Below are 22,801 nucleotides of genomic sequence, written 5' to 3'. Positions count from 1 at the left end.
TGCAGATTAATCCCATCCGGTGCCATTTAAGGCAAAACCACCACCCAGATTTTTATCCTGATGGCTGAAATGTGCAATAACGCCGACATTGGAATTAATGTGAATGCCATAAGAAATGCCGCCCCAGGAATGCGCTTGACGCAGTTCTGTCAACTTATGGAGGGCAAAAGAAGCCTTACCGTATGAAGAAACCTTAAACGGTATGACTGTTGGGTTAAGACCATCATCATAATAAAAGGTTATGGTGCCATCGGCTGCTTCATTAGAGGGATTGAATATCGCTAAATGCTCTTGCACGGTTGCTTGATTTGCACTGCGAAACCCCTCGGCAAATTCCCAATAGCGATGTGAATCCTGCTGGAAGCGCACCCCTTCCATGCGGCCTGCCTGCGCATGAATAAAGTTAGCGATAACCGGGGCATTTAGATTATGGTTATAATAAGCCGTTGCTTGATACTCGACAGCATAAGCAATATCAGGTCGCGTCACGATATTATTATCAGTCAGCGTAATACCTGTCCATTGATTATAACCGGAAATATAATGCTTTGTGGTTTGTGATATGCCATCAATATAATGAATGCTCAATTCAAGATTAATAGGGAAGGTATTAAGATTAAGCACATCAAAATATTCATAATTATTTTTAGTTGCCAAACCTTCAGCAACATAACCGGAAGTTTCGCCCATACCTGGGGTTGCCATAAATAACATCCCATCACCAAAACCCGCATCATGCCGGGATAAGGCAGCAACGACAGGCCCTGTAGATTTCACCGTAATGCCATAGGGAAAAGGCAGCGACTCTTCTTTAAAAAATTCATGAACAGGCAGGGTAGCGCGGCTTTTACTATGTACTCTCAGCACTAAATCATTGCGTAAGCGATGCTCAGGATGAATTTTTACTTCAACCTCGACCATTTCATCACCAGGATTAAACAGATTTAAATAATCTTCAGTATGCAGACTGGCAAACCCTTCCGCTATTCCCCAGCGCGTGTTGGTTGCAGTCGTAAAATTAGCACCTAAAGCCTTACCCTGTTCATAATGGATTAGCGTTGCAGTCGTCCGGCGATCCGTTTTAAGCACCGATGCAAAACGTGTATCCTGCTTAACGCCCAGCCCTCTGATATCCAGGCTGCTGCGTTGATAGGGCGGAAAAGACACTGGAAATATCTGACTGCTGCCATCGCTGTAATAAACCTGATACTCCCCTGCGGCTGTTTGAGCTGAACTGTTTAATACCCCAACAAACTCTAAAATCCCCTCACCGATATAACCTTCCGGCATGTACTGAACATACATTCCTTCATCTTGAATGTCATCCCCCGTCATTGGCGCGCTTAAGTCATATTCAAAAGAATCCCATTCTGTCACTGAACGTACACCGGGATAGCTGATTTCATTAATATAGCTGGAATAATTTCTATTATCGATGCCGAAAGAGAGGTGCCTCATATTTAAATAAAAACGTTCTTGATTGCCATAATTAACAACATCCCGCCAATTGATCGCTAATGCGCCATCAACATAAAGACGGATACTCGTTAAATCACCCACAAGACGGAACTCATGAAACTGGCTCATATCCAGTTTGATTTCCTGGTAATAACCATTCAGCTTGACTCTATCGGCATAAAAAGAAAGTTTGGCATAGCGAATATCATCGCTTAATTCAATATGAGCCAGCACTAAATCTTCAGGGTCTATAAATGTATTGTTGGAAAAGGGGTTACCATTAGCATCCACCAAAGTCTGGTTGTTTGAAGACAGCTCATCATATTGGAGAATTTGAGAATCAGCTATCCGCATCCTGGTTTTTACTACCCAGCCGGTATCACTGTATTCAGTCGTCTCTAGCTGGGGTCGAAAGGAATAACAAGTATCACTGTCAATTTTGAGGATGCCGTTATCCAATGAAGAACTGCCAGTGTTATAACAAGACGTTACCCAGCCCCGGTCTTGAGGATGGGTATCCATATTGAGAATAACCGGAGAAGCGAAGGCGCTATTGGCTAATAAAAAAAGCGCCGCCACATAAAAAATTTTTGTATAGATAAGCTTTATCATAATTATTTTCCTTATTTACCTTGAAAAAATCTTAAGTCAGTGAGTCTATCACTCGGTATTTAGGATATCAATGTATAGAAAATCACTTCTATCCTTTCAAGGTAAGCAGTACAACTGTAACTATTCAGACCTTAATAGTGAAAAAATTTTGGACAAGTGCTGAATTTTCCCCTGCCAAGCTTGCTATAACAGTCAAAACAATCTGACTGCTTATTAACCCCCCTTATTTTTCAGGAGAAAACGCATGAACGCCATGATGAAACCGATACAAGCCATCGCCCTGCTACTGATGATTCTCAGCCTCGCATACGCCCTGGCAAATCGTTTTGCACCAGCCTGGTTGGCAGAAGCCGCCACCTATATCGGCAGCCCCACACAATGGTCAGAAAAAGCCAAACGGGACAATCCTGTGGCCTATTTACGCGACACGGAAAAACGTTTGCAGGGACAACAGGAAAAATTACAGCGTATCACCCGTAATATCCGCAACAACCTCACCCCGTTGGAAACCCATATCCAGCAACATAATGAAGAACTGGCAAAAACCAGCGCGTTCTTAAAAGAAGGTCGCAAGGTCTATTTACAGGCAGTGGAAACCAATAAAACCCAAAAGGTTGAAGTCATTAAATTTGCCGGACGCATGTATCCAGGGATAGACGCATTCAAAAGCCAACTGGCGCTGCTGCACACCGAAAAGCAAAATAAAGAAACCCTGCTGGAAAAAGCCCGCCAGACCAAACAACACTTAAATGCACAGTTATACGCCATGCTGGCACAAAGCAGCAAAGTTGAAATGGCAAAAAGCGAAATCGGGCCGCGTATAATGATTGCAGAAGCGGCAAAAGCCAGCACAGAGCTGGACAACATGATTGCAGGCATTGACCAGATTACGCAAGACGTACTCACCGGCAGTGATAAAATGATGGATGATTATAATCCCATCGGCATGACCAAAGATTTGCTGGAATCCAGCCGCAATCAAACCTATCAGGCCAAAGCTTTTGACGCTGATTTTGAAGCTTTCCTGAGCGAAGGCACATAATCTCATAGAGACGTAGCACCGCTACGTCTCTATGAGAATTGATTGACACAGGAAAATAAAATGAAAACAATACTTTTTTTATACGCGCTATTCATGCTCATAACGCCAGCACGCGCAGATGTGCAAAATGGTTTATGTTTTCTCAAAACCCAGGCAGAAATTGAAAACTTTTACCGTCACGGACACTGCGCAGGCCGCAGCACACGGGTTGCCAAAGGTGTCAGTAAAGGTGTCAGCATCCAACCGGATCGGGTTGGCGTTTTGTTTGAATTTGATGCCAGCGCATTAAAACCCGAATTTTATGCGCTGCTGGCTGAATGGGGCAGCGCCTTGCAAAACCTTGCCGACATGCACTTCAGCATTCACGGGCATACGGATTATATTGGCGATGCTGCCTATAACTTACAACTCTCCCAACAACGCGCGCAAAGTGTCAAAGACTATCTGGTGAGGATGTATCAAATTGACCCGGCGCGGCTACAAATTGCCGCCTATGGTGAATCCCAACCCCTGCGCGGCAATTTACAACAACAAAGCGATCACGACCGGCGCTGGAACCGGCGGGTGGAGTTTGTCAAAATGCCATGATGTCCTAGTACATCAGCAACATTCTATTGTCGGGCTTCATACCAAAGACCTGACAGGTTTTTAAAACCTGTCAGGTCTGCACTTCCGTCAAAATAAGCTTGCTGATGTCCTAGGAGGCTGTCAAATTTTCTCCCGCAGAGGTCACGGCATAAAAACTTTTCTTCTGCGCTCCCCGCGTCTCTGTGGTACATTCTGTTTCACCTTAAACTGGAAGCGAATATCATGAAAACTCTGATGGCTTTATTGCTGTGTACCGTGCTGCTTTCAGCCTGTAGCGGCAGCGCCAAGCAAACCGGCAAAGGCAGTACTCAATCACCTGCCGCCAACGCCACAGGCAATGCCGCCCGGCATAGCGGCCCGCGTCTGGCGCTGCTGATAGGCAACAGCAACTATGGCAATCAAGGCATGTTCCGCAGCCTCGGTCATAACCCGCGCAATGATGTTGAACACATGCAAAAAGCACTGGCGGCTTATGGTTTCCAAAGCACCGTGCTCAAAGATGCCAACTTAGGCCAAATGGACAGGCAGATTGCTAATTTTATCAAAAATATTCCCCGTGGCGGCACAGTATTATTTTATTATTCCGGTCACGGCGTACATTATCGCGGCAACAGTGAAAATTACCTGATTCCGGTAGGGCGAACAATTCACACCGAAGGCAGTATTAAATCTGCCGCCGTCAGCGCCCACGCCATTAAACGTGATTTGGAAGCCTCCAACGCCGGGGTGCGTATTATGCTGCTCGATGCCTGCCGGGAATATGTCGGCAACAGCAAAGGTGTTGGCGAACGGGGGATGCGGGATATGCAGCCGGAAGGCTCCATTATCGGTTTTGCCAGCACGCTGGGCACGGCGGCTTACGTGGATCACAATTTAAGCACCAGCGTCTACACCGGCAAGGTGCTGCAAGCCATGTCCGACTATGCCGCGCTGCCTTTTGAACAACTGCTCAAATACGCGGGCGCGGCGGTGGTTACCGATGCCAAAGCCCACGGCAGCGCGCAAATGCCGCGCGTGGAAACCGGCACCCTGAGCGGTGATTTCTGCCTGGGGCAATGTCTTGACTGGTCACAGACACAGCGTATACGCCAGGAAAACAACCGTTTGAAACAGCAACTGGGCGCAAAACAGGCGCGGCTGCAAGAACAAGCGCAAGCACAAGGCTTACGCGAGGAAAACAGCCGTTTGCAACAACAGTTGCTGGCAGCGCGGCAGACGGCAGAAGCGATGGAAAAAAGGGCGCAGGTAGTGACCACCACGCCAGTGGCGCGCCAGTTTGCGCAAAATGCGCCAACAACACCGCCAGTTTTGCCAACCAGCACCGGTAGTGCCAGCAGCTTTTTTCAGGATACGTTGCGCAATGGCACAAAAGGCCCGCAAATGGCCTCGATTCCCGCCGGTAGTTTTCGCATGGGGGATATTCAGGGTGGTGGGGGTAGTGATGAGCAACCTGTGCATCAGGTATCTGTTGCGGCGTTTGCCATGAGTCGCCATGAAATCACCCTGGGGGAGTTTCAGTCTTTTGTGCAGGCAACGGGCTATCAAGGCGTAAAACCTAGCAATGAATGGGGCTGCAAGGCATTTATGCAGCCCCATTTCAGCCAAACTGCCAATCATCCTGTTGTCTGTATCACCTGGCTGGATGCTGTGGCTTATACTGAGTGGCTGAGCCGGGAAACCGGCAACGGCTACCACCTGCCAACGGAAGCGCAATGGGAATACGCGGCGCGGGTGGGCAGCGAGAGCAAATACTGGTGGGGCAATGCCATTGGCAACAATAAAGCCAATTGTCGTGGTTGCGGCAGCCGTTGGGATGCTAAACAAACAGCGCCTGTGGGTAGTTTCAGTGCTAATGCTTTTGGTTTATTTGATACTGTGGGTAATGCCTGGGAATGGAGCTGTTCGGCTTATGAAAATAAGTATAAAGGTCAGGAAAAAACCTGTTTGCCGGATAAAAAAGATAATAAAAACCGCGTGTTGCGCGGCGGCTCCTGGGACAACGGGCCGGACAGGGTGCGTTCTGCTTACCGCTACACCGGGAGGCCTTCGTCTCGCTACGTCAGTGTTGGTTTTCGTGTCGCCAGGATTTATTAGCGCTTTGGGCTTTACCCTTTAACCCTTTATTGATAAATATTCGCCGCGCGAATATTTATAGGGGGATTCAGGGGGACGATAGTCCCCCGATCGCGGCATTTTTTGCCCCCCCGTAGAGACGTTGCACTGCAACGTCTCAACCCGCAACGTCTCAACCCACAACCAGCGCAATCCTGAACGCAGCTAATACTATCAAACAAAGCAGCTTGCTATTCACGCTTGTTAATGTGAGCGCAGCTTGAAATTCCGAGGCGTAGCGGTAAAGACGTAGCAGTGCTACGTCTTTACGTTATCCAATAGCATACAGCACCGGCACCCGCTTATGTTACAGCACTTCTATTTGCGCTATTGATAAACCCGTCACCTGGGCAATGGTTGCAACGGGAATGCCAGCTTGTTTCATATTTTTAGCGGTGATTAAAATGCCTTCTGCTTTGCCTTCCAGTTTTGCCGCAATATAGCTGGATTCATACATACTGGCTTCATAATGCAGTTGTTCCTGATGGTATTCATAAGCGTAGCGTTCCTGCTCATTCATTTTCAGTACATCCAGCGTTTCTTTTGCCTGCCTGAGTCCTCTTGCGGTAAAATCTTCCTTGATTTGCTCATTTTTAAAAAAATAAATCCATTCATCCAGGCTGTCTTTGGCAATATCATTAAAGTTTTTAACTTCAATCAAGTAATATTCCGGATAAATATCCGCAATTTTCTCCGCTTTATACAGCTTTTTCTGGTCTTCGTTGAGTTCCAAAACGCTGTGATTGTGCATTCCGATAAAGTTGGTGGTGCCATGATAGATATAATCATCGCCCTTGCCGAAGTCAAAATACAAAATATTCACTGAAATCACTTTACTGACTTCCGCGTAGGCAGTGCCTTCCGTCAAGTGTTCGCTGATGGTTTTGGCGCTGGCGAACAGGATTCTTTGCAAATAGTCCAGTTCCCGCAAATACTGTATTTCAATGATAATAATCTGCTGATCGGCATCAATGACTTTAATATCAACCCGGTTATATTTATCAAAACCTTTATCCTGATTACTTTCGCTTTCCAAAACCTCAAGGATGCGGATTTCAGTAAACAGCAATTCGCTTAAAAAGCCTTCGAGTATGCCGAAGTTGGCCTTGCTTCTGAGGATTTTTTTAATCGCCCAATCAAAGCTGATAAGTTTTCTTGGCATGATAAGTTCCCTAAATGTAAAAAGCCCCGTCACCTTCGCATTACGCTACCAGCAACAGGGCTATCATCCCTGACAATTTATTTTGCGATCCCATCCTTGCGAGGCAGGGAAATCCGGTCATGGATACCCAATCACCACGCTATCTGCATCCTTGAACGTAGATATTCCGGGTGTATGGGCTGGGTAGCCTGGCGACACGAAAACCAACATTGTTGTTGCGTTTCGTTGGCCTCCTGTTGTTGCGGTTAGCAGAACGCACCCTGTTCGGTTTGTTGTTCCAGGAGCCGCCGCGCAACACGCGGATTCTCAGTTGCCGGATTCCCGCTGAAAAATCATTGCAGAAAATAGCGTTTCACGCAAGGCTTTTGTATCAGCATGGCTGGCATGACCAATCCAACTTTGTACACTGGCGTTAAAATCTATCCAATCCAGATCATTACGCGCATAAGCCTTGGAGAACCTTCGTAATTTACGGACAAAGCGATAGCCGTTTTCATTGCGCAGACGGCGGCAATGCGGATACACAAAATAACCGAACACATCCACGCCTTTACTAACGGGTACAATATGGGCTTTGCGTGGATGCAGATTTAAACGCAAACTCAATAAATAATCTTCTGTAATTTTGCGAATTTCAGATAAATATTTTTTACTGTCAGCCAGCACGATAATATCATCAACGTAGCGCAGATAAGCCGGAACTTTAAGGGTTGAACGAAAATGATGATCCAGATCATTCAAATACAGATTTGCCAGAAACTGGCTGGTTAAGTTTCCAATCGGAATACCGTGCCGTCGCTCAAGCGGGGTAAACAAATCATCCCCCGGAAAATAACAAGGTGGATGCGGATAAGTGGGTGAACCGGCAATGATACACCCGAATAAATCCAACACTTTTTTATCTTTCACATAACGAGAAATTTTTGTCTGCAAAATTTGATGATCAATACTGGGAAAATAAGCCTGTACATCCATTTTTAAGGCATAAGCATATTGTTTTGCCTGCTGCTGGTAATAATCAACGGCTTTATGCACGCCTTTTCCTTTGCGGCAAGCGTAGGACTGATCAATGAAATGGGGATCAAGCAAAGGCTCAATTAGATTCATCAAGGCATGATGCACCACCCGATCCCGAAATGGCGCGGCGGCAATCAAACGCGGTTTGCCTTCATAAATGGTGAATAAGCGGTATTCTCCGGGTATATAAGTGCCATTGCTTAATTCATTTTGCAAAGCCAATAATTGCGCTTCTAAGCGCAGGGAAAAGTCCGCCACGCTGTCACGATTTTGCTTGCCTTTACGGGCTTTGCGATAGGCCAGGTATAAATTATCCAGGCTGACAATTTCAGGCCATAAATGACCGTAACGTTTCATTGGCATGACCTGATCCAGCCGCCAATCTGGCGACCGATATTATCCATCTGCAAAATACCATGCTCATAGCTTTTCATGGAAATCAGCCGCAATTCCAATGCTATACGCCATAGATGACGACAGATTTCCAGATGTTTGTTGGCCTGTTTCAGTGGCGCGGTTTTTTGTCGACTGTAAGCGGCATCCACTAGGCATTCGAGGATTTCCAGTAGGCGATTTTCCAAATGCGCGCCCAGAGTATAACGTCTGGCACGGGGAAATTTATCCAGATGATGAATCAGCCAGATCAGTAATTCATGGCAATTTTGCACGGCTTGCGCGTATTGATTTTTCTGTTTTTTCTGCATGATTTTTTACCTTGCGGCTCGTAGAGACGTAGCACTGCTACGTCTCAACTCCGCTACCATGAATACGTTAATTGTGAGCATTTAGGTTTACGGCTGCGTTTGAGACGTTGCAGTGCAACGTCTCTACAGGGGGGGCAAAAAATGCCGCGATCGGGGGACTACCGTCCCCCTGAATCCCCCTGTAAATATTCGCACAGCGAATATTTATCAATAAAGGGTTAAAGGGCAAAGCCCAAAGTGCTAATAAATCCTGGCGACACGAAAACCAACATCGTAGTTGCGAGGCGAGGGCCTCCCGGAGAAGCGGGAAGCAGAACGCACCCCGTACGGTCTGTAGTTCCAGGAGCCGCCGCGCAACACGCGGCTTTCATTACCCTTTTCCGGCGCACAAGCAGATTGTTCCCCATCATAAAGCGAACAAGTCCATTCCCAGGCATTACCCAATACATCATATAACCCCCAGGCATTGGGTTTGAATTGACCGACCGGGGCAGTATACACATAACCATCCCGGCAATTATGAATCATCCAGTCTGAATACTTTTGTTTAGCCGTTTGATCACCCACATTGGCATAAGCACAGGCCAAGTCCGCATCATCCCCCCAATAACGCTCTGTGGTGGTTTCCGCCCGCGCCGCCCGTTCCCATTCCTCGCTGGTGGGCAGGCGATAGTGGTTGCCGGTTTCCCGGCTCAGCCATTTGCTGTAGGCCACGGCATCAGACCAACTGACGCAGACCACCGGATGCTGTGCGCTCTGCTTAAAATAAGGCTTTTGCCAGGAAGCATCTTTGACCTTTCCCCAGGAACCGTCCTGATCTTTATCGACATAACAATCATCGCCTTTGGAGCGATAACCACTGCTTTGCTCGAAACGGCGGTATTCGCCTACGCTGATTTCATAAGTGCCCATCGCATAATCTGCGCCGGGGATGCGCACCATCAGAGGGCCGTAGCCGCCGGATTTCAGTGGTTCACGAAAACCCTTGGCTTCCCGTTGCAGGGTTTGTCCGGTCTGAATTTGTGTTGGCGGCGTATCCTGACTGCCGGTTTGTGCGCTAAACCGCCCGCACCCGGCAAAACAAAAATCGCCGATGAGTTGCTCTTCCTCCCAGGGAATCTGGCGTTGTTTGCCCTGGTCATCACGGGTGGCAAGAAACACCGCGTCGCGGGTTTTGCGAAACACTTCATGAATGGTCTTGCCGCCACCGGTTTTCAGGTTTTCCAGCAGTTTTTCGGTATATAAACTGTTACGGCGCTTGTCATCGCCCCAGGCGATATGCCCGGACTGCGTGGCGTAGGCGACAAACGCGCCCTGTGGGTGCATACGGGTGAAACCACTGTCGCCGAAACCTTTGCCGGTGGAGAGTTGTATGCGGTCGCGGCAGGCATCCAGTATCATGACTTTAACCTTCGCCCTGCTGTTTTCCAGTTTGCTCAGTATCCAGCGCGCACTGATGCCGTATTCCACCAGGTCGGCGGCATCGGCGTAGCGTCTGCCCACCGGCACCAGATAATTTTTAACCGCGCCCTGGACTTTGGCTTGCGCACCGTGACCGGAGTAATAAAAAATCACCGTGTCACCACTCTGGATACGGTATTTTTGCGGACACTGGCGCTGGCTGCTAATTTGTCCCGCCAGACATTTGACCGCCTTTTCCATGATTTTTTTATTGGCATCGGGCAGCGCGTACACCTGATAGCCAAAGCCTTGTAATACGTTTTGCATGTCTGCAATGTCGTTTTTGGGATTGGGCAAGGGGCCGAACAGGTTTTGATTGTTGGCGCGCGGGTAAGCCCCGTTGCCAATGAGCAGGGCAATTTTATTGCTGGCCTGGGCGGATAAGGTGAACAGCAATAAGCAGACTATGGATAATGCCTGACGGCGTTTCATGTTGATTTCTCCGATTTTTACGCGAAACCTGATTATCGCTGATGTGTTTGTGATGCGCCACCTGTATCACCCTGTAGAGACGTATGACGGATAACACCCCTTTGAAGGGGTGTTATCCGTGAAAGTCTTGCTATGAAAAACGATACGTCTCTACGGCGATGCCCCGCTATTTCAATCGGCGCTCAATGAACAACCGCGCAGGGGATAATCTTTAACGGTGATAAATGATAAAACTTTCCCGGCAATGGTCGGCTTTCAGGCAGCTAATCACCCGTCCAGCATCTGCCTTTTCCACGATTGACTCCGCGATTGGCTCCAATTTTTTCACACTGTCCGTTCCCACCGTCACGCCTTTGCTGACCCGCTGGATTTGAGCTTCCCCCAGAACTTTTTTGTGGTACAGACTTTCCAGATTACTCAGTGGTTTTTTGGACACAATGGTGTGCAGGGTTTCAGTGCCGGTTTTGTCATCCAGCCGGAAATGTTTGTTTTTTGCAGGCAGCGTGCGTTTGTCTCCGGCTTTCAGGTGATTGCTTTGGCCTGACAGTGTTACCAGTTCATTGAGTTGTTTGTGGCTGTCAAAATGATACAGGTACACATACAGGTCTTCATGCGCGCTGATTTCAATGGTGAACTTGTCCCCGGAATGCAGGGTTTTACCATTGTCGAGCTTGTCGGCCTTGCCATTGCCGCTGGCATCGCTGTAGTGATAGCGGATATCCATATCCGTGACTGGCTGTTGAGCTTTGCTTATACCAGATACCGTTTGTGTATCCAGCAGTGCTACGGGATTAACGCCAATGCAAATCTGTGGATCATCCGGGCAGACGATAACGCCTTTTCCAATGCGGGAACTGGCTTGCGCTGAAAAACTGGCGCTCAGCAGCAGGGTGATAAACACTATTGGTTTGAACATGTTTGTTCTCCTTGAGATTAATTTAATGTGAGATATCAGCGGTTTTCAGCCTGTTAAATGTTGAAAGAAGCTTATATCGAACAGGTTCTACTGGTGTAAAAAATAACGTTGCTGGTGCTTTTGCAGGTACGCCAGCAGCGGTTGTTGCAGTTGTTTAACTTGTTCGTGCCGTCCCTGGTCACGGGCGGTTTTCAGTGCCTGATATTGTGCCTGCAAGGCCGTTTCCGGCACCCGGCTGGCGAGAAAATATAAGGTTTCCGTACCGGTTTGATCATCCAGGGTGAAGTTAGTTTTTGCCGAGGGCAGGGTGATGGATTGATCACGACTGATGGCGTGAGATTTTTTTGAGAGTGTCATTAAGTCATGCAGTTCTCCGTGGCTGTCGTATAGATAGAGATAAACATAAGCGTCCTGTGGTGAGGTGAGGTGAATCTTGAAACGATCATGGACGTGTAAAACGGCTTTATCTAACAAGGGGTAGACCTGGGCATAATTCTCCTTAACCTGGCGGTAGCTGTAATCCACTTGAAAATCCGCCGGATTGAGCAAGTCCGGTTCAATGCAGCGTTGCAGCCTTGCCACATCCAGCGGCAGGCTGGTGCAGTCGCTTGCCTTTGTGATAACCGGCATGACAACCGGCGGGGTATTTTTCACGGCACTTGCCGGCCAGAAGAAGACGCTGGCAGTTGCCAGCAGCAATACAACACTCAGCAGGGCAAAGTGCTGCGTGCTGCGCTTTTCCGGCTGTCGGCGCTGGCTCCAGAGATCGCTTAATGCTTCAAGATTGTTTGCCGCGCGCAGTTGCAGACCTTGTTGCCGGAGTTGTTTTAATAACTGCCGTTCTTCCCCGCTGGCCTGTTGTTCATTTTCCGCCGGATAAATCAGCACATCGCCTTGGTGCAGTTCCTTTGCCGCCAGTGCCTGGGCAATGGTTTGCAGTTTTTCCTGAAAATGTCCGATTTTACCTATCCTGTTTTCCGCCAGCAGGCGACCTGTTGCCACCAGTTTGCCGGGAAAGGGGGTAAAACGGGCGCATTTATCCGCCAACGCCAGTGCCAGCGTGTAGCTGCTGCTGTTGAATGTGGCGCGTTTATTCTTATCAAACGTGACATAAACCGATAAGGCGGCGCTTGTCGGGCTTTCCCGTTCACGGCTGCATTCCAGTATCTGGTTGACTTCCTGATTTTTGCTTTTATTCGCGCAACGCGCCCGATCATACTCTTTGGCATTTTCTCTATAATTGGTGACTGTCACCGGCATTAAACGCGAGACATGACCTTTAAGGGGGAAATACACGTCATAATCAATAAGGCTTGCCATTTGAATACTCCTTTTTGGTGGCTTCGTTTGGGGTGAGACGTAGCCGTGCTACGTCTCTACAGAGCCTGGATACGCAGGGTATGGTCGTGTATATAATCCCACAAATTAACCTCCTGCTCCCAGAAACCACTGATTTGTCCTTGTGCGTCTAATTGCCCCTGTAACCAGACCAGCCCCTGCTCGTCAAGCAGTTGTATACCCGCCTGAAACATTGCGCGTTGCTTTGGAGCAATTGTCAGCAGGATTTCCCAGTCTGTACCTTTGGCATCTATAGGGAATAAAGTCAGGTGATAATAATCGCTTACTTCAAATTCCAGTTTATGTATGCTTTTCTCAGCGGCGGCGAGTGCTTCAATGGGCGGCCATGCGGCTTGTTGTTCATGTTGCTCCATTTTCACCACATCCGCCAGCAGGGTAAAACGCGCCTGGGTGCAAGGGGAGTCCAGCAGGGCTTGTTGTTCCTGCGGAGTGAACTGCCTATTTTTTGTTAATATCGCGTACATCCGCGTATCACTAATTTGTTGGCAGTCATTTTCGACTGTCTGGTTTGCCAGCAGTTCGTAAAAAAAATCTTGTGCGCCGTGTTGTTGCTGGTTCATGGTTTTACTCCTTGTCCTGTTCCGGGGTCACGACATAGCCATCACCGCTGGTTTCAATGTTTTCATCGCCAATTTCAAGCATTAATTGTTTCAGGCAGTCCAGTAACTTAGGCTGCGCCAGATCGTAATGTTTTTTCCAGGTTTCGCGGTTCATGCCTGCCACTTTTGCCAGTTGGCGCTGGCTCCATTTTTTGCTTTGCGTATCGCGGTATTCCTGAACTTTGGCTTCAGCCGCTTTGCGCTCTTTTGCTGGCAGGCGTTCAAAGCAGGGCTGCATATTTTCCCAGTCCAGTTGCATGACCGGCACATGCCGACCGATTAATTGCGTATCCACAGCAGTCTGCCCCTGGTTGTAAACACGAAATTCATATAAATAGGCCAGCATTTTTTCTTTCAGTTCACGAGGGCTTTGCTGCGTGCGGAAAGGCTCGGGAATGGTGATGCCTTTAGGCGGTTGCGGCCTTTGGTAGAGTGCGAGTAAATCACTTGCCAGACGTGCGGAATCCTTATAAAAAAATAAATCCTGGTGTTTTTTTTCATTTTCCAGGTGTTTGATTGCTTTATCAATTTGTCGCCAGATTTTTTCCTTGTTGGAAAAAGGATTTAAATCAGAAAGATATTGATTCAACAGATTGTGCAGAATTTTTTGCGCAGGTTCCAGTTGCTGAATTTCCTGTTGCTCCATGCACCAGTAAGCTTGCAGTTTTGCGCAGGTGTTGGCATCCAGACGGCGGCTGAACATCAGGCTAAAAGTGGCTTTTTGTTGTGCATCCCCCCATAATCCATGCGCTAAGTGCTGTTGTTTTTTTTGCGCAGCCTGTTGCAGGGCAGGTAAAATAAGCTTGTCTATCCATTGTTCCACCAGTGCCGCCATACTTTCCCGGCTGCTGTCGCTGGCAATGGTGCATAATAAATCCAGCAAATCCTCGCCGTAGCTGTCCACGCAAAGCTGATGCAAGTGTTTTTTGAGGGTTTTGTCCACACTGTGATCGGTTTCATCCATCATGATGTCTTCCTTAGATTTTAGTTTGGGCTTAATGTATCACTGGCGGGGGAGAAAAATGAAAATGTCGAAAAATATTTATACGATGAGGGTTTTATTAATGCTAAAAATGTATATTTTTTTGGGTTTTATGCTGTTGATGGCCTCCGTCCACGCGCAAAACCGTTATGCGCTGGTCATTGGCAATGGCGATTACCCGCAGCGCCGGGATTTTATCAATGACGCGCCGCCTCTGCCTAATCCGGCGAATGATGCACGGGATGTGGCAAAGCTGCTTAAAGGCTTTGGTTTTACGCTGGTCAATCAGCAGGGCAAAAACCGCCCTCTGATTAATGCCACAAAAATGCAAATGGATAATGCCGTGGATCAACTGCTTGCGCGTTTGCATCAACATCCCGACAGTGAAGTGATTTTTTATTATTCCGGGCATGGCGTGTATGTACAGGACTTAAACCGCCCCCAGGAAAGCGCCAATTATCTGTTGCCGGTGGGGGTGAATTTTCCCAAGGAAGACCCGGCAAAATTCAAAGGGCATGGCGTTAATGCCCACAATATCAAGGATAGGCTTGAAGCCGCTTCCACCCGTACCCGCCTGATGATATTAGATGCCTGCCGCGACAAGTTTATCCTTAAAAAAAGCAAAGGTTTCAGCGGCGGCGGCGAATTCCGCCCGATGAACCCTATCAATGGCATGATGGTGGTACACGCGACTTTGCACAGTTACCGCGCCTGGAGCGATGATAAACGGCGCAACAGTGATTTTACCCGGCATTTGTTGCCAGCCCTGCGCGGCGGCGCGAATACGCATTTGATGCAGGCCATAGGCAACGCAGTGCAGCAAATGGAACAGCAGAATCAGGGGTTGCCTGCGGTCTATCAGCAGCATCCGGTGGTGGAGGGGATGTTGTTCGGGCAGGTGTGTCTGGGAAGCTGTGGGCAGGTAAGGGAAAAAATCCAGGCAGAACCGGTTGCGGGTGAAATTTTTCAGGACAAGTTGCGCAATGCTCAGCAAGGCCCGCAAATGGTTTCAATTCCTGCCGGTCATTTCCGCATGGGGGATATTCAGGGCGGCGGGAGCGATGACGAACAACCCGTGCATCCGGTATCAGTTGCGGCTTTTGCCATGAGCCGCTATGAAATCACCCTGGAGGAATTCCAGGCTTTTGTTACGGCAACGAATTATCAAGGCATTAAACCTAAGTATGAATGGGGCTGTCAGGATTTCATGCAAGCGAATTTTCAGCAAAGCACAAAACATCCTGTGGTTTGCGTGACCTGGCTGGACGCAGTGGCTTATACGCAATGGCTGAGCCGGGAAACCGGCAACAGCTACCGCCTGCCGACGGAAACGCAATGGGAATATGCGGCGCGGGCGGGCAGCGAAAGCAAATACTGGTGGGGTAATGCCATCGGCAAAAACAAAGCCAACTGTAACGGTTGCGGCAGCACTTGGGATGGCAAACAAACCGCCCCGGTGGGCAGTTTCAGCGCTAATGCTTTTGGTTTGTTTGATACTGTGGGCAATGTCTGGGAATGGACTTGTTCCGTTTATGAAAAGAAATATCAGGGACAGGAACAAACCTGTTTGTTGAATAAAAAAGATAATGAAAGGCGCGTGTTGCGCGGCGGCTCCTGGAACAGCAAACCGGACTGGGTGCGTTCTGCTTACCGCAGCGGCGGGGGGCCTTCGGAACGCAGCCTCGATGTTGGTTTTCGTGTCGCCAGGATTTATTAGCACTTTGGGCTTTGCCCTTTAACCCTTTATTATTAAATTTTTGCCCTGCAAAAATTTAAGGGGGGGAGAGGGGGGACGATAGTCCCCCCCCGCTCGCGATATTTTTGTATTGATTTTTCTCGTCAAGACGTTGCACTGCAATGTCTCAAATGTCGAAGAACGCTTTAGTCAAGAAAAATTGCACTTTTTGCTTCAAGAATACCTGTTTTTACGTCTGGTTTAGTTTTAACGAAAGCTGAAATATTGAGTTTTTCAATGCGAAGTTCGCACCCGATTATGTCAAATTTGGCTTTTTCCGCAGAGCAAACGAATCTTTGACATCTTTGCGTTTGAATTTTGGAAAACCTGATTTTTCCCCTGCTTTTATACGCCTGAAGAAATGTTTGAAGGCATTATCGATATCGTCAATGGCGTTGCGGGTAACGAATGAAGCCAATATCGTATAAATATCCAAGATTGAATACTATCAATTCGTTAAAATATCCACAAGCATTCCATTATTTTTACTCAAATATGCAGCATGGCCACCGTTTACGGTGGAAACTTCATTTATCATAAAACGAATCCTGTTAATGAATACTGAAACTCACACCCCTACGCATTCAGAACCCGCAACGTTGTATTTGGTTGATGGCTCTGCGTATTTGTATCGCGCTTTTTACGCCATGCCATCGCTCAGTAATACCAGTGGACAGCCCACCGGGGCGATTTATGGTATTACCAATATGCTGCGGCGTTTGCTTAAAGAGCATCATCCGCAGTATATCGCCGTGGTGTTTGATGCCAAGGGCAAAACCTTTCGTGATGACTGGTATCCCGAATATAAAGCCAACCGCCCACCCATGCCGGAAGAGTTGCGCGCACAAATCGAGCCTATTCATCAGATTGTCAAGGCAATGGGGCTGCCCTTATTGATGGAGCCTGGGGTCGAGGCTGATGATGTGATTGGCAGCTTAACCCGGCAGGCGCAGGCTTTGGACATGCCGGTTAAAATCTTCACCGGTGATAAGGACATGGCGCAACTGGTGAACCCGCAGGTGTGTTTAATTGACACCATGCAGGAAACCGTGCTGGATGAAGCCGGGGTGGAAGATAAATTTGGCATATTGCCAGCACAGATTATTGATTATCTGGCCTTGGTGGGGGATACCTCGGATAACGTGCCGGGTGTGCCAAAAGTCGGGCCGAAAACTGCCGTTAAATGGCTGAAACAATACGGCTCGCTGGCAGCGATACTGGAACAGGCGGAGCAGATTAAAGGCAAGGTTGGCGAGAATCTGCGCAACAGCCTGGAACAAATTCCCTTGTCTGAAAAACTGGTGACGATTCGTTGTGATTTGCCGCTACGGGAAATGCCGCTGGACTTAAAACGCGGTGAAACCAATATCCAGCAACTGAGTGAGTATTATCGTGATTTGGCCTTTAAAAGCTGGCTGGAAGAGTTGGAACTGGGCGATCATACGGTTTTTACCCTGGTTTCAGAACAAACCACAACAGCGCCCGAGCCAAGCCATGATTACCAGACCATTTTAAGCCATGAACAATGGCTGGTCTGGAAACAAAAACTGGAGCAAGCCCCATATTTTGCCTTTGATACCGAAACTACCGCGCTGGATTATATGGAAGCGCGTTTAGTCGGGGTGTCTTTTGCGGTTGCCAGCGGCGAAGCGGCTTATTTACCTTTGGCTCATGATTATCTGGGTGTACCGCAGCAACTGGACAGGGCGCAAATGCTGGCGGAACTCAAACCTTTGCTGGAAAATTCTGAATTGAAAAAAATCGGGCAGCATATCAAATATGATGCCCATATATTGCAACATGAAGGTATCATGCTACGCGGCATCGCTTACGATACCATGCTGGAAGCTTACGCCCTGGACAGCACCGGCAGGCGTTTTGATATGGATACACTGGCTTTTAATTATCTGGGGCATCAGACGATTAAGTTTGAAGACATTGCTGGCAAGGGTAAAAAACAACTGACCTTTAACCAGATAGCGCTGGAACAGGCCGCGCCTTATGCTGCGGAAGATGCTGATATTACCCTGCGTTTGCATGAAAACCTCTGGCCACAATTACAAGCGGATAAGAAGTTACAGGGTATTTTTGAAAACTATGAACTGCCCTTGTTATCGGTGTTACAAAAAATCGAGCATCACGGGGTTTTGATTGATGCCAATGCCTTGTTTCAGCAAAGCAAACAACTGGCGCAACGCCTGCAAACGCTGGAGCAGGAAAGTTATGAACTGGCGGGGGAAGAATTTAACCTCGGCTCACCCAAACAATTACAAGTCATTTTATTTGAAAAAATGGGGCTGCCGGTTTTGAGCAAAACCCCCAAAGGTCAGCCGTCTACGGCAGAATCCGTGTTGCAGGAACTGGCGCAGGACTACCCACTGCCGCATCTCATCATGGAACACCGCCGCCTGAGCAAACTCAAATCCACTTATACCGACAAGCTGCCCGCGCAGATTAACCCCGAAACCGGGCGCGTGCATACCTCCTATCATCAGGCCGTCACCGTCACCGGGCGCTTGTCTTCCAGCAACCCCAACTTGCAGAATATCCCGATACGCACGGAAGAAGGCCGCAAAATACGCCAGGCGTTTATTCCACCACAAGGCAAGGTGTTAGTGGCGGCGGATTATTCCCAGATAGAACTGCGCATCATGGCGCATTTATCCGGTGATGCAGCCTTGCTGGAGGCTTTTGCCAATGACTTGGACGTACACAGCGCAACAGCGGCAGAAATTTTTGGCGTGGCACTGGCGGAGGTGGATAAAGACCAGCGCCGTAGCGCAAAAGCCATCAACTTTGGCCTGATTTATGGCATGTCGGCGTTTGGTTTAGCCAAACAACTCAATATCACCCGCAAGGTGGCACAGCATTATGTGGATGAATATTTTGAACGTTATCCCGGTGTGCTCAATTATATGGACGAAACCCGCCAACATGCGCTGGACTTGGGTTATGTAGAAACTGTATTCGGGCGGCGTTTGCAGATTACGGAAATCAATTCGCGTAATGTCGCCCGCCGCAAAGCCGCCGAACGTGCTGCGATTAACGCACCCATGCAGGGCACGGCGGCGGATATTATCAAACGCGCCATGATAGACGTGGATGCCTGGATTTCACAAAGCCACCCGGATGTGACCATGATCATGCAGGTGCATGATGAACTGGTGTTTGAACTGCCAGCGGAGCATGTGACAGCATACAGTAAACAGATTTGCACCATTATGGAGCAGGCTGCCAGCTTGAAAGTACCACTACGAGTGGACGCGGGTTATGGCAAAAACTGGGATGAGGCGCATTAATAATGAATCATCAGGACGTGTTATTTGTGCGGGTGTATTTAACCGAAGCCAAACAGGCGCAACTTAAACAACTGCTGAAAGTGCTGCATGATGACTATCACATCAGCGGCGTGACCTTGTTTCGCGGCATCAGCGGTTTTGGTGATTCCAGACAACTACATGAGGCGCATTTACTGGATTTATCGCTGGACTTACCGATTGCACTGGAATTTTTTGATGAAGCGGAAAAAATCAAGCCGGTGTTAGTCTATCTGGAACAGGAAATGAAACCGGGGCATTGGGTGTATTGGCCTGCAAGAACCGGCACCTGAACAGTGCTGCTTTTTTATAAAATAGATTTCCCGTAGAGGCGCGCCTGTGCCGCGTGTTGATTCGTGACGCAGGCGCGTCACGGCTTGCTCCCACGCAAGGCGCGTGGGAGCGAGACAACAAAGCAGCTTCACGCTTAGGCATAGTGTAAATCCTCTTTTATCGCTTCAAAATAACGGGGCTTGAGCGCAGCGCGAGAAACCACATCAGTTTTTACCGGAAACAGTGCGGCAATTTCGCGCACCAGCGCAAAATAGCGGAGACCCAACGGCGTGTCGCCCAATTCCACGAGAATGTCAATATCGCTTTCAGAGTCTTGCTCTCCGCGCGCACGCGAGCCGAATACCGCCAAGCGGCGAATTCCGTAATGTGCCTGTAGCTGTTTTTTATGCACCCGTAGAATCCGCAGAATGCCAGTTAAATGTAAAGCATCTTTATTCATGGTATTGTCCGAGTCCATCATCAAGTTCATGGTTAAGTCTCTCTTATTCCAGTGTACATTCCCGCTAAAACAGCTTCAATCATCTCATTGATTTCAGTTTCAAATTCAGTGTTAAATTTGGAGATGTTAAATTTGGAGACACTCATGTTTTGAACCAATCAAAAACATGGATGTCTGTAAATTTTGTGGATGTCTGTAAATTTTGTGTTAATAATGAATCATCAGGACGTGTTATTTGTGCGGGTGTATTTAACCGAAGCCAAACAGGCGCAACTTAAACAACTGCTGAAAGTGCTGCATGATGACTATCACATCAGCGGCGTGACCTTGTTTCGTGGCATCAGCGGTTTTGGTGATTCCAGACAACTACATGAGGCGCATTTACTGGATTTATCGCTGGACTTACCGATTGCACTGGAATTTTTTGATGAAGCGGAAAAAATCAAGCCGGTGTTAGTCTATCTGGAACAGGAAATGAAACCGGGGCATTGGGTGTATTGGCCTGCAAGAACCGGCACCTGAACAGTGCTGCTTTTTTATAAAATAGATTTCCCGTAGAGGCGCGCCTGTGCCGTGTGTTGATTCGTGACGCAGGCGCGTCACGGCTTGCTCCCACGCAAGGCGCGTGGGAGCGAGACAAAGTCTCGGCAGTGACCGGGAAAATGGCTTGGTACAGGGGTATAAAGCAGCTTATCAGGATGCAGTTTGGTCTTCAGAACATTTCCATGAGTTCAGAGGATGGAGCCAATTGTGTTCCAAACTCGAAAAACAGGCTTATGCAGCAATTACAGCCAAACAATACCTGCATGTTAGCGATGTCCTGGAAATTTTGTTTTCTTCCTTATACCCTATTCAGTTCCAGAACATAATTCATTACGCAGAAGTTATTCTTAAAATCCCGCCAGTTTATATAAACGCTGCGCTTCTTCCAGATTTTTTTCCACGCCTATGCCTTGTTCATAGAGACTTGCCAACGTGGTCAGGGAGCCAACCAGACCTTGTTCCGCTGCTTGTTTAAACCATTTGGCGGCTGTTTTGCCATCTTGTTCCACGCATTCGCCTTCCATGTACATAAAACCCAGGCCATGCTGGGCCAAGGCGTGGCCTTGTTCGGCGGCTTGTTGCATAAGTTGCACGGCTTTTGCTTCATTTGCCACCATACCAAGACCATTTTGCAGCATGATAGCCATGCGATACTGTGCTTCGGCTTCGCCTTGTTCGGCAAGCGGTGCCAGTAATTGATAAGACAAGGCAAAATTTTTGGTTTCAAAAGCGGAAATACCGCTGTTAAGGTCCATGTTGATTTCTTTGGACATATTAAACTCCTGATTGTGACGGCGAAAAAAATAGATATTGCTATTTTGTGACAAAAATCGTCTTCTATTGGGATTGGTATTATACTACTGAGCCCCAGACCTATTGCCTGGACAGGTGGAGACAACAGAATATGAAAAAACACATCCTGATTATTGCCCTGAGTCTATTTCTAGGCGCTTGTGAAACGATGCCTGAGAAGGCTACAGTGGATGAAGCTACTATTGAGACGGAAGCGGCAAATCTCAAATCCCGTGCTGATGCTGAAGTGGATAAGTTATTTGCACAAAAATATATCGATCCACTGACTCGTTATTTACAAACGCATCACGAGGATTCTCATCTCAAGACACAGTTTACCAAAGTGGAGAAAGAGCGGGATAAGCGTTGTAAGAAAATTAAACAACGTTTTGCAAAAAAACCAAAAACAGCAGAAACCCTGGATAAGTTAAAACGTGGTTATGCATTTTCCTGTTTGCAAGTAGTCAAAGACTTTAAACAGCGTTTAGGCACTGAAGTGGTTGTGAAAAACACCGAAACAGTCGCTGCTGAAGAGAAAATCGTTGCTGAAACTGTTGCTGAGCCCCTTGCTGAACAAGAGACCGCACAAACAACAGAAGCAGAAGCAGAAGAAGCAGAAGTGGCAACGCATGAAACAAGCGACACAACAACCGCACCCGTACATTCTTTGGCTGAATGTCAGCAAGTGCTGAAGCAAAAAAATTATGCACAAGCCTTGTCCTATTGTCAGCCTTTAGCCAAACAGGGCAAAGCCAAAGCTCAGTTTATGCTGGGCCAAATGTATGAACAGGGCAAAGGTGTGGCAAAAAATGACAGCACAGCGCTGGACTGGTATCAACAGGCGGCAAAGCAAGGTCACAGTGCAGCACAATCCGTGCTGGGGGTGCGTCATTATACGGGAGAAGGTGTTGTTCAGGATTATAGCAAAGCCGCTTACTGGCAGACGCGCGCGGCGAACCAGGGTTATCCTGAAGCCCAGTTTATCCTGGGGGTCATGTATGAACTGGGGCAAGGGGTGCCGCAGGATTTTGTGCTGGCATATCAGTGGTATTTGTTGGCAACAGCGCAAGGCGCTAAAGGCGCATTGGAATCAAGGCAAACCCTGGCAGGTCGTTTAACCAGTGAACAAATTGCTGAAGCGCAGCGACTGGCGCGGGAAGTTCAAGCTAAGGAGTGAGAATAAAATAAAGACTAATCCAGTTTTGAGTATTATAAAATGCTTGTTCCTAAATCAAGC

The 22,801-nt window shown here is 47.9% G+C and carries 20 protein-coding genes; 8 read left to right on the top strand and 12 right to left on the bottom strand.

What is annotated here, in order from left to right; genetic code table 11:
* Window positions 1-6: 6 nt before the first annotated feature.
* Entirely contained in the window at window positions 7-2,070 is a 2,064-nt protein-coding gene (locus QUF61_RS05800) for a hypothetical protein (protein ID WP_289680910.1), read from the bottom strand.
* A gap of 244 nt (window positions 2,071-2,314) precedes the next feature.
* Here QUF61_RS05800 and QUF61_RS05795 point away from each other — a divergent pair, with 244 nt between their 5' ends.
* The 3 genes from QUF61_RS05795 (at window position 2,315) to QUF61_RS05785 (ending at window position 5,794) form a co-directional block, all read left to right on the top strand.
* Window positions 2,315-3,112, top strand: a complete 798-nt coding sequence (locus tag QUF61_RS05795; RefSeq protein WP_289680909.1) for a hypothetical protein — start codon at window positions 2,315-2,317, stop codon at window positions 3,110-3,112.
* A 60-nt stretch (window positions 3,113-3,172) separates the two neighbouring features.
* Window positions 3,173-3,700 (top strand): OmpA family protein, encoded by a 528-nt coding sequence (locus QUF61_RS05790; RefSeq protein WP_103920515.1) that lies wholly within the window; start codon window positions 3,173-3,175, stop codon window positions 3,698-3,700.
* A 222-nt stretch (window positions 3,701-3,922) separates the two neighbouring features.
* Window positions 3,923-5,794 carry an SUMF1/EgtB/PvdO family nonheme iron enzyme gene (locus QUF61_RS05785; protein ID WP_289680907.1) on the top strand — a complete coding sequence of 624 codons (1,872 nt, stop codon included), beginning with the start codon at window positions 3,923-3,925 and terminating at the stop codon, window positions 5,792-5,794.
* A gap of 325 nt (window positions 5,795-6,119) precedes the next feature.
* Here QUF61_RS05785 and QUF61_RS05780 read toward each other — a convergent pair whose 3' ends face one another.
* The 9 genes from QUF61_RS05780 to QUF61_RS05745 form a co-directional block, all read right to left on the bottom strand.
* The gene (locus QUF61_RS05780) at window positions 6,120-6,974 is read right to left on the bottom strand and encodes an Rpn family recombination-promoting nuclease/putative transposase (protein WP_103920518.1); all 855 of its coding nucleotides are present in this window, start codon (window positions 6,972-6,974) and stop codon (window positions 6,120-6,122) included.
* A gap of 139 nt (window positions 6,975-7,113) precedes the next feature.
* On the bottom strand, window positions 7,114-7,233 hold the full coding sequence (locus QUF61_RS18185; protein ID WP_407080048.1) for a hypothetical protein: 120 nt from the start codon (window positions 7,231-7,233) through the stop codon (window positions 7,114-7,116).
* A 47-nt stretch (window positions 7,234-7,280) separates the two neighbouring features.
* Window positions 7,281-8,354: a reverse transcriptase domain-containing protein gene (locus tag QUF61_RS05775; RefSeq protein ID WP_289680906.1), complete on the bottom strand. Its 1,074-nt coding sequence runs from the start codon at window positions 8,352-8,354 to the stop codon at window positions 7,281-7,283.
* On the bottom strand, window positions 8,345-8,695 hold the full coding sequence (avd, locus tag QUF61_RS05770; protein WP_289680905.1) for a diversity-generating retroelement protein Avd: 351 nt from the start codon (window positions 8,693-8,695) through the stop codon (window positions 8,345-8,347). Before avd ends, QUF61_RS05775 begins: the two co-directional genes overlap by 10 nt.
* Window positions 8,696-8,935: 240 nt before the next feature.
* Window positions 8,936-10,588 carry an SUMF1/EgtB/PvdO family nonheme iron enzyme gene (locus tag QUF61_RS05765; protein ID WP_289680904.1) on the bottom strand — a complete coding sequence of 551 codons (1,653 nt, stop codon included), beginning with the start codon at window positions 10,586-10,588 and terminating at the stop codon, window positions 8,936-8,938.
* Window positions 10,589-10,799: 211 nt separating this feature from the next.
* Complete coding sequence (locus tag QUF61_RS05760; protein ID WP_103920539.1) at window positions 10,800-11,504, bottom strand: DUF4384 domain-containing protein; 705 nt, start codon at window positions 11,502-11,504, stop codon at window positions 10,800-10,802.
* Window positions 11,505-11,591: 87 nt separating this feature from the next.
* Window positions 11,592-12,824: a DUF4384 domain-containing protein gene (locus tag QUF61_RS05755; protein WP_289680901.1), complete on the bottom strand. Its 1,233-nt coding sequence runs from the start codon at window positions 12,822-12,824 to the stop codon at window positions 11,592-11,594.
* Between the two features lie 56 nt (window positions 12,825-12,880).
* On the bottom strand, window positions 12,881-13,423 hold the full coding sequence (locus QUF61_RS05750) for a hypothetical protein (protein WP_103920541.1): 543 nt from the start codon (window positions 13,421-13,423) through the stop codon (window positions 12,881-12,883).
* A 4-nt stretch (window positions 13,424-13,427) separates the two neighbouring features.
* Window positions 13,428-14,429, bottom strand: a complete 1,002-nt coding sequence (locus tag QUF61_RS05745) for a hypothetical protein (RefSeq protein ID WP_289680900.1) — start codon at window positions 14,427-14,429, stop codon at window positions 13,428-13,430.
* A gap of 61 nt (window positions 14,430-14,490) precedes the next feature.
* Between QUF61_RS05745 and QUF61_RS05740 the strand changes: the two genes are divergently transcribed.
* The 3 genes from QUF61_RS05740 (at window position 14,491) to QUF61_RS05730 (ending at window position 19,789) form a co-directional block, all read left to right on the top strand.
* Window positions 14,491-16,161: an SUMF1/EgtB/PvdO family nonheme iron enzyme gene (locus QUF61_RS05740; protein WP_289680898.1), complete on the top strand. Its 1,671-nt coding sequence runs from the start codon at window positions 14,491-14,493 to the stop codon at window positions 16,159-16,161.
* Window positions 16,162-16,733: 572 nt separating this feature from the next.
* Complete coding sequence (gene polA, locus QUF61_RS05735) at window positions 16,734-19,478, top strand: DNA polymerase I (protein ID WP_289680897.1); 2,745 nt, start codon at window positions 16,734-16,736, stop codon at window positions 19,476-19,478.
* A 2-nt stretch (window positions 19,479-19,480) separates the two neighbouring features.
* On the top strand, window positions 19,481-19,789 hold the full coding sequence (locus QUF61_RS05730) for a DUF190 domain-containing protein (RefSeq protein WP_289680895.1): 309 nt from the start codon (window positions 19,481-19,483) through the stop codon (window positions 19,787-19,789).
* 134 nt (window positions 19,790-19,923) lie between these two features.
* On the opposite strand, the gene QUF61_RS05725 is transcribed toward QUF61_RS05730, so the two are convergent.
* Entirely contained in the window at window positions 19,924-20,259 is a 336-nt protein-coding gene (locus QUF61_RS05725) for a nucleotidyltransferase family protein (RefSeq protein WP_289680893.1), read from the bottom strand.
* Between the two features lie 159 nt (window positions 20,260-20,418).
* Between QUF61_RS05725 and QUF61_RS05720 the strand changes: the two genes are divergently transcribed.
* Window positions 20,419-20,751 carry a DUF190 domain-containing protein gene (locus QUF61_RS05720; protein ID WP_103919882.1) on the top strand — a complete coding sequence of 111 codons (333 nt, stop codon included), beginning with the start codon at window positions 20,419-20,421 and terminating at the stop codon, window positions 20,749-20,751.
* Window positions 20,752-21,119: 368 nt separating this feature from the next.
* Here QUF61_RS05720 and QUF61_RS05715 read toward each other — a convergent pair whose 3' ends face one another.
* Complete coding sequence (locus QUF61_RS05715) at window positions 21,120-21,545, bottom strand: tetratricopeptide repeat protein (RefSeq protein ID WP_103919884.1); 426 nt, start codon at window positions 21,543-21,545, stop codon at window positions 21,120-21,122.
* A 131-nt stretch (window positions 21,546-21,676) separates the two neighbouring features.
* On the opposite strand from QUF61_RS05715, the gene QUF61_RS05710 reads away from it, so the two are divergent.
* On the top strand, window positions 21,677-22,741 hold the full coding sequence (locus tag QUF61_RS05710; RefSeq protein ID WP_289680890.1) for a tetratricopeptide repeat protein: 1,065 nt from the start codon (window positions 21,677-21,679) through the stop codon (window positions 22,739-22,741).
* Window positions 22,742-22,801: the final 60 nt, after the last annotated feature.

Source organism: Candidatus Venteria ishoeyi, from assembly GCF_030378065.1.
In the GTDB taxonomy this organism is placed as follows: domain Bacteria; phylum Pseudomonadota; class Gammaproteobacteria; order Beggiatoales; family Beggiatoaceae; genus Venteria; species Venteria ishoeyi.
Note: the sequence above shows the minus strand (reverse complement) of the source record. Positions and strands in the feature narration are given on the sequence as shown.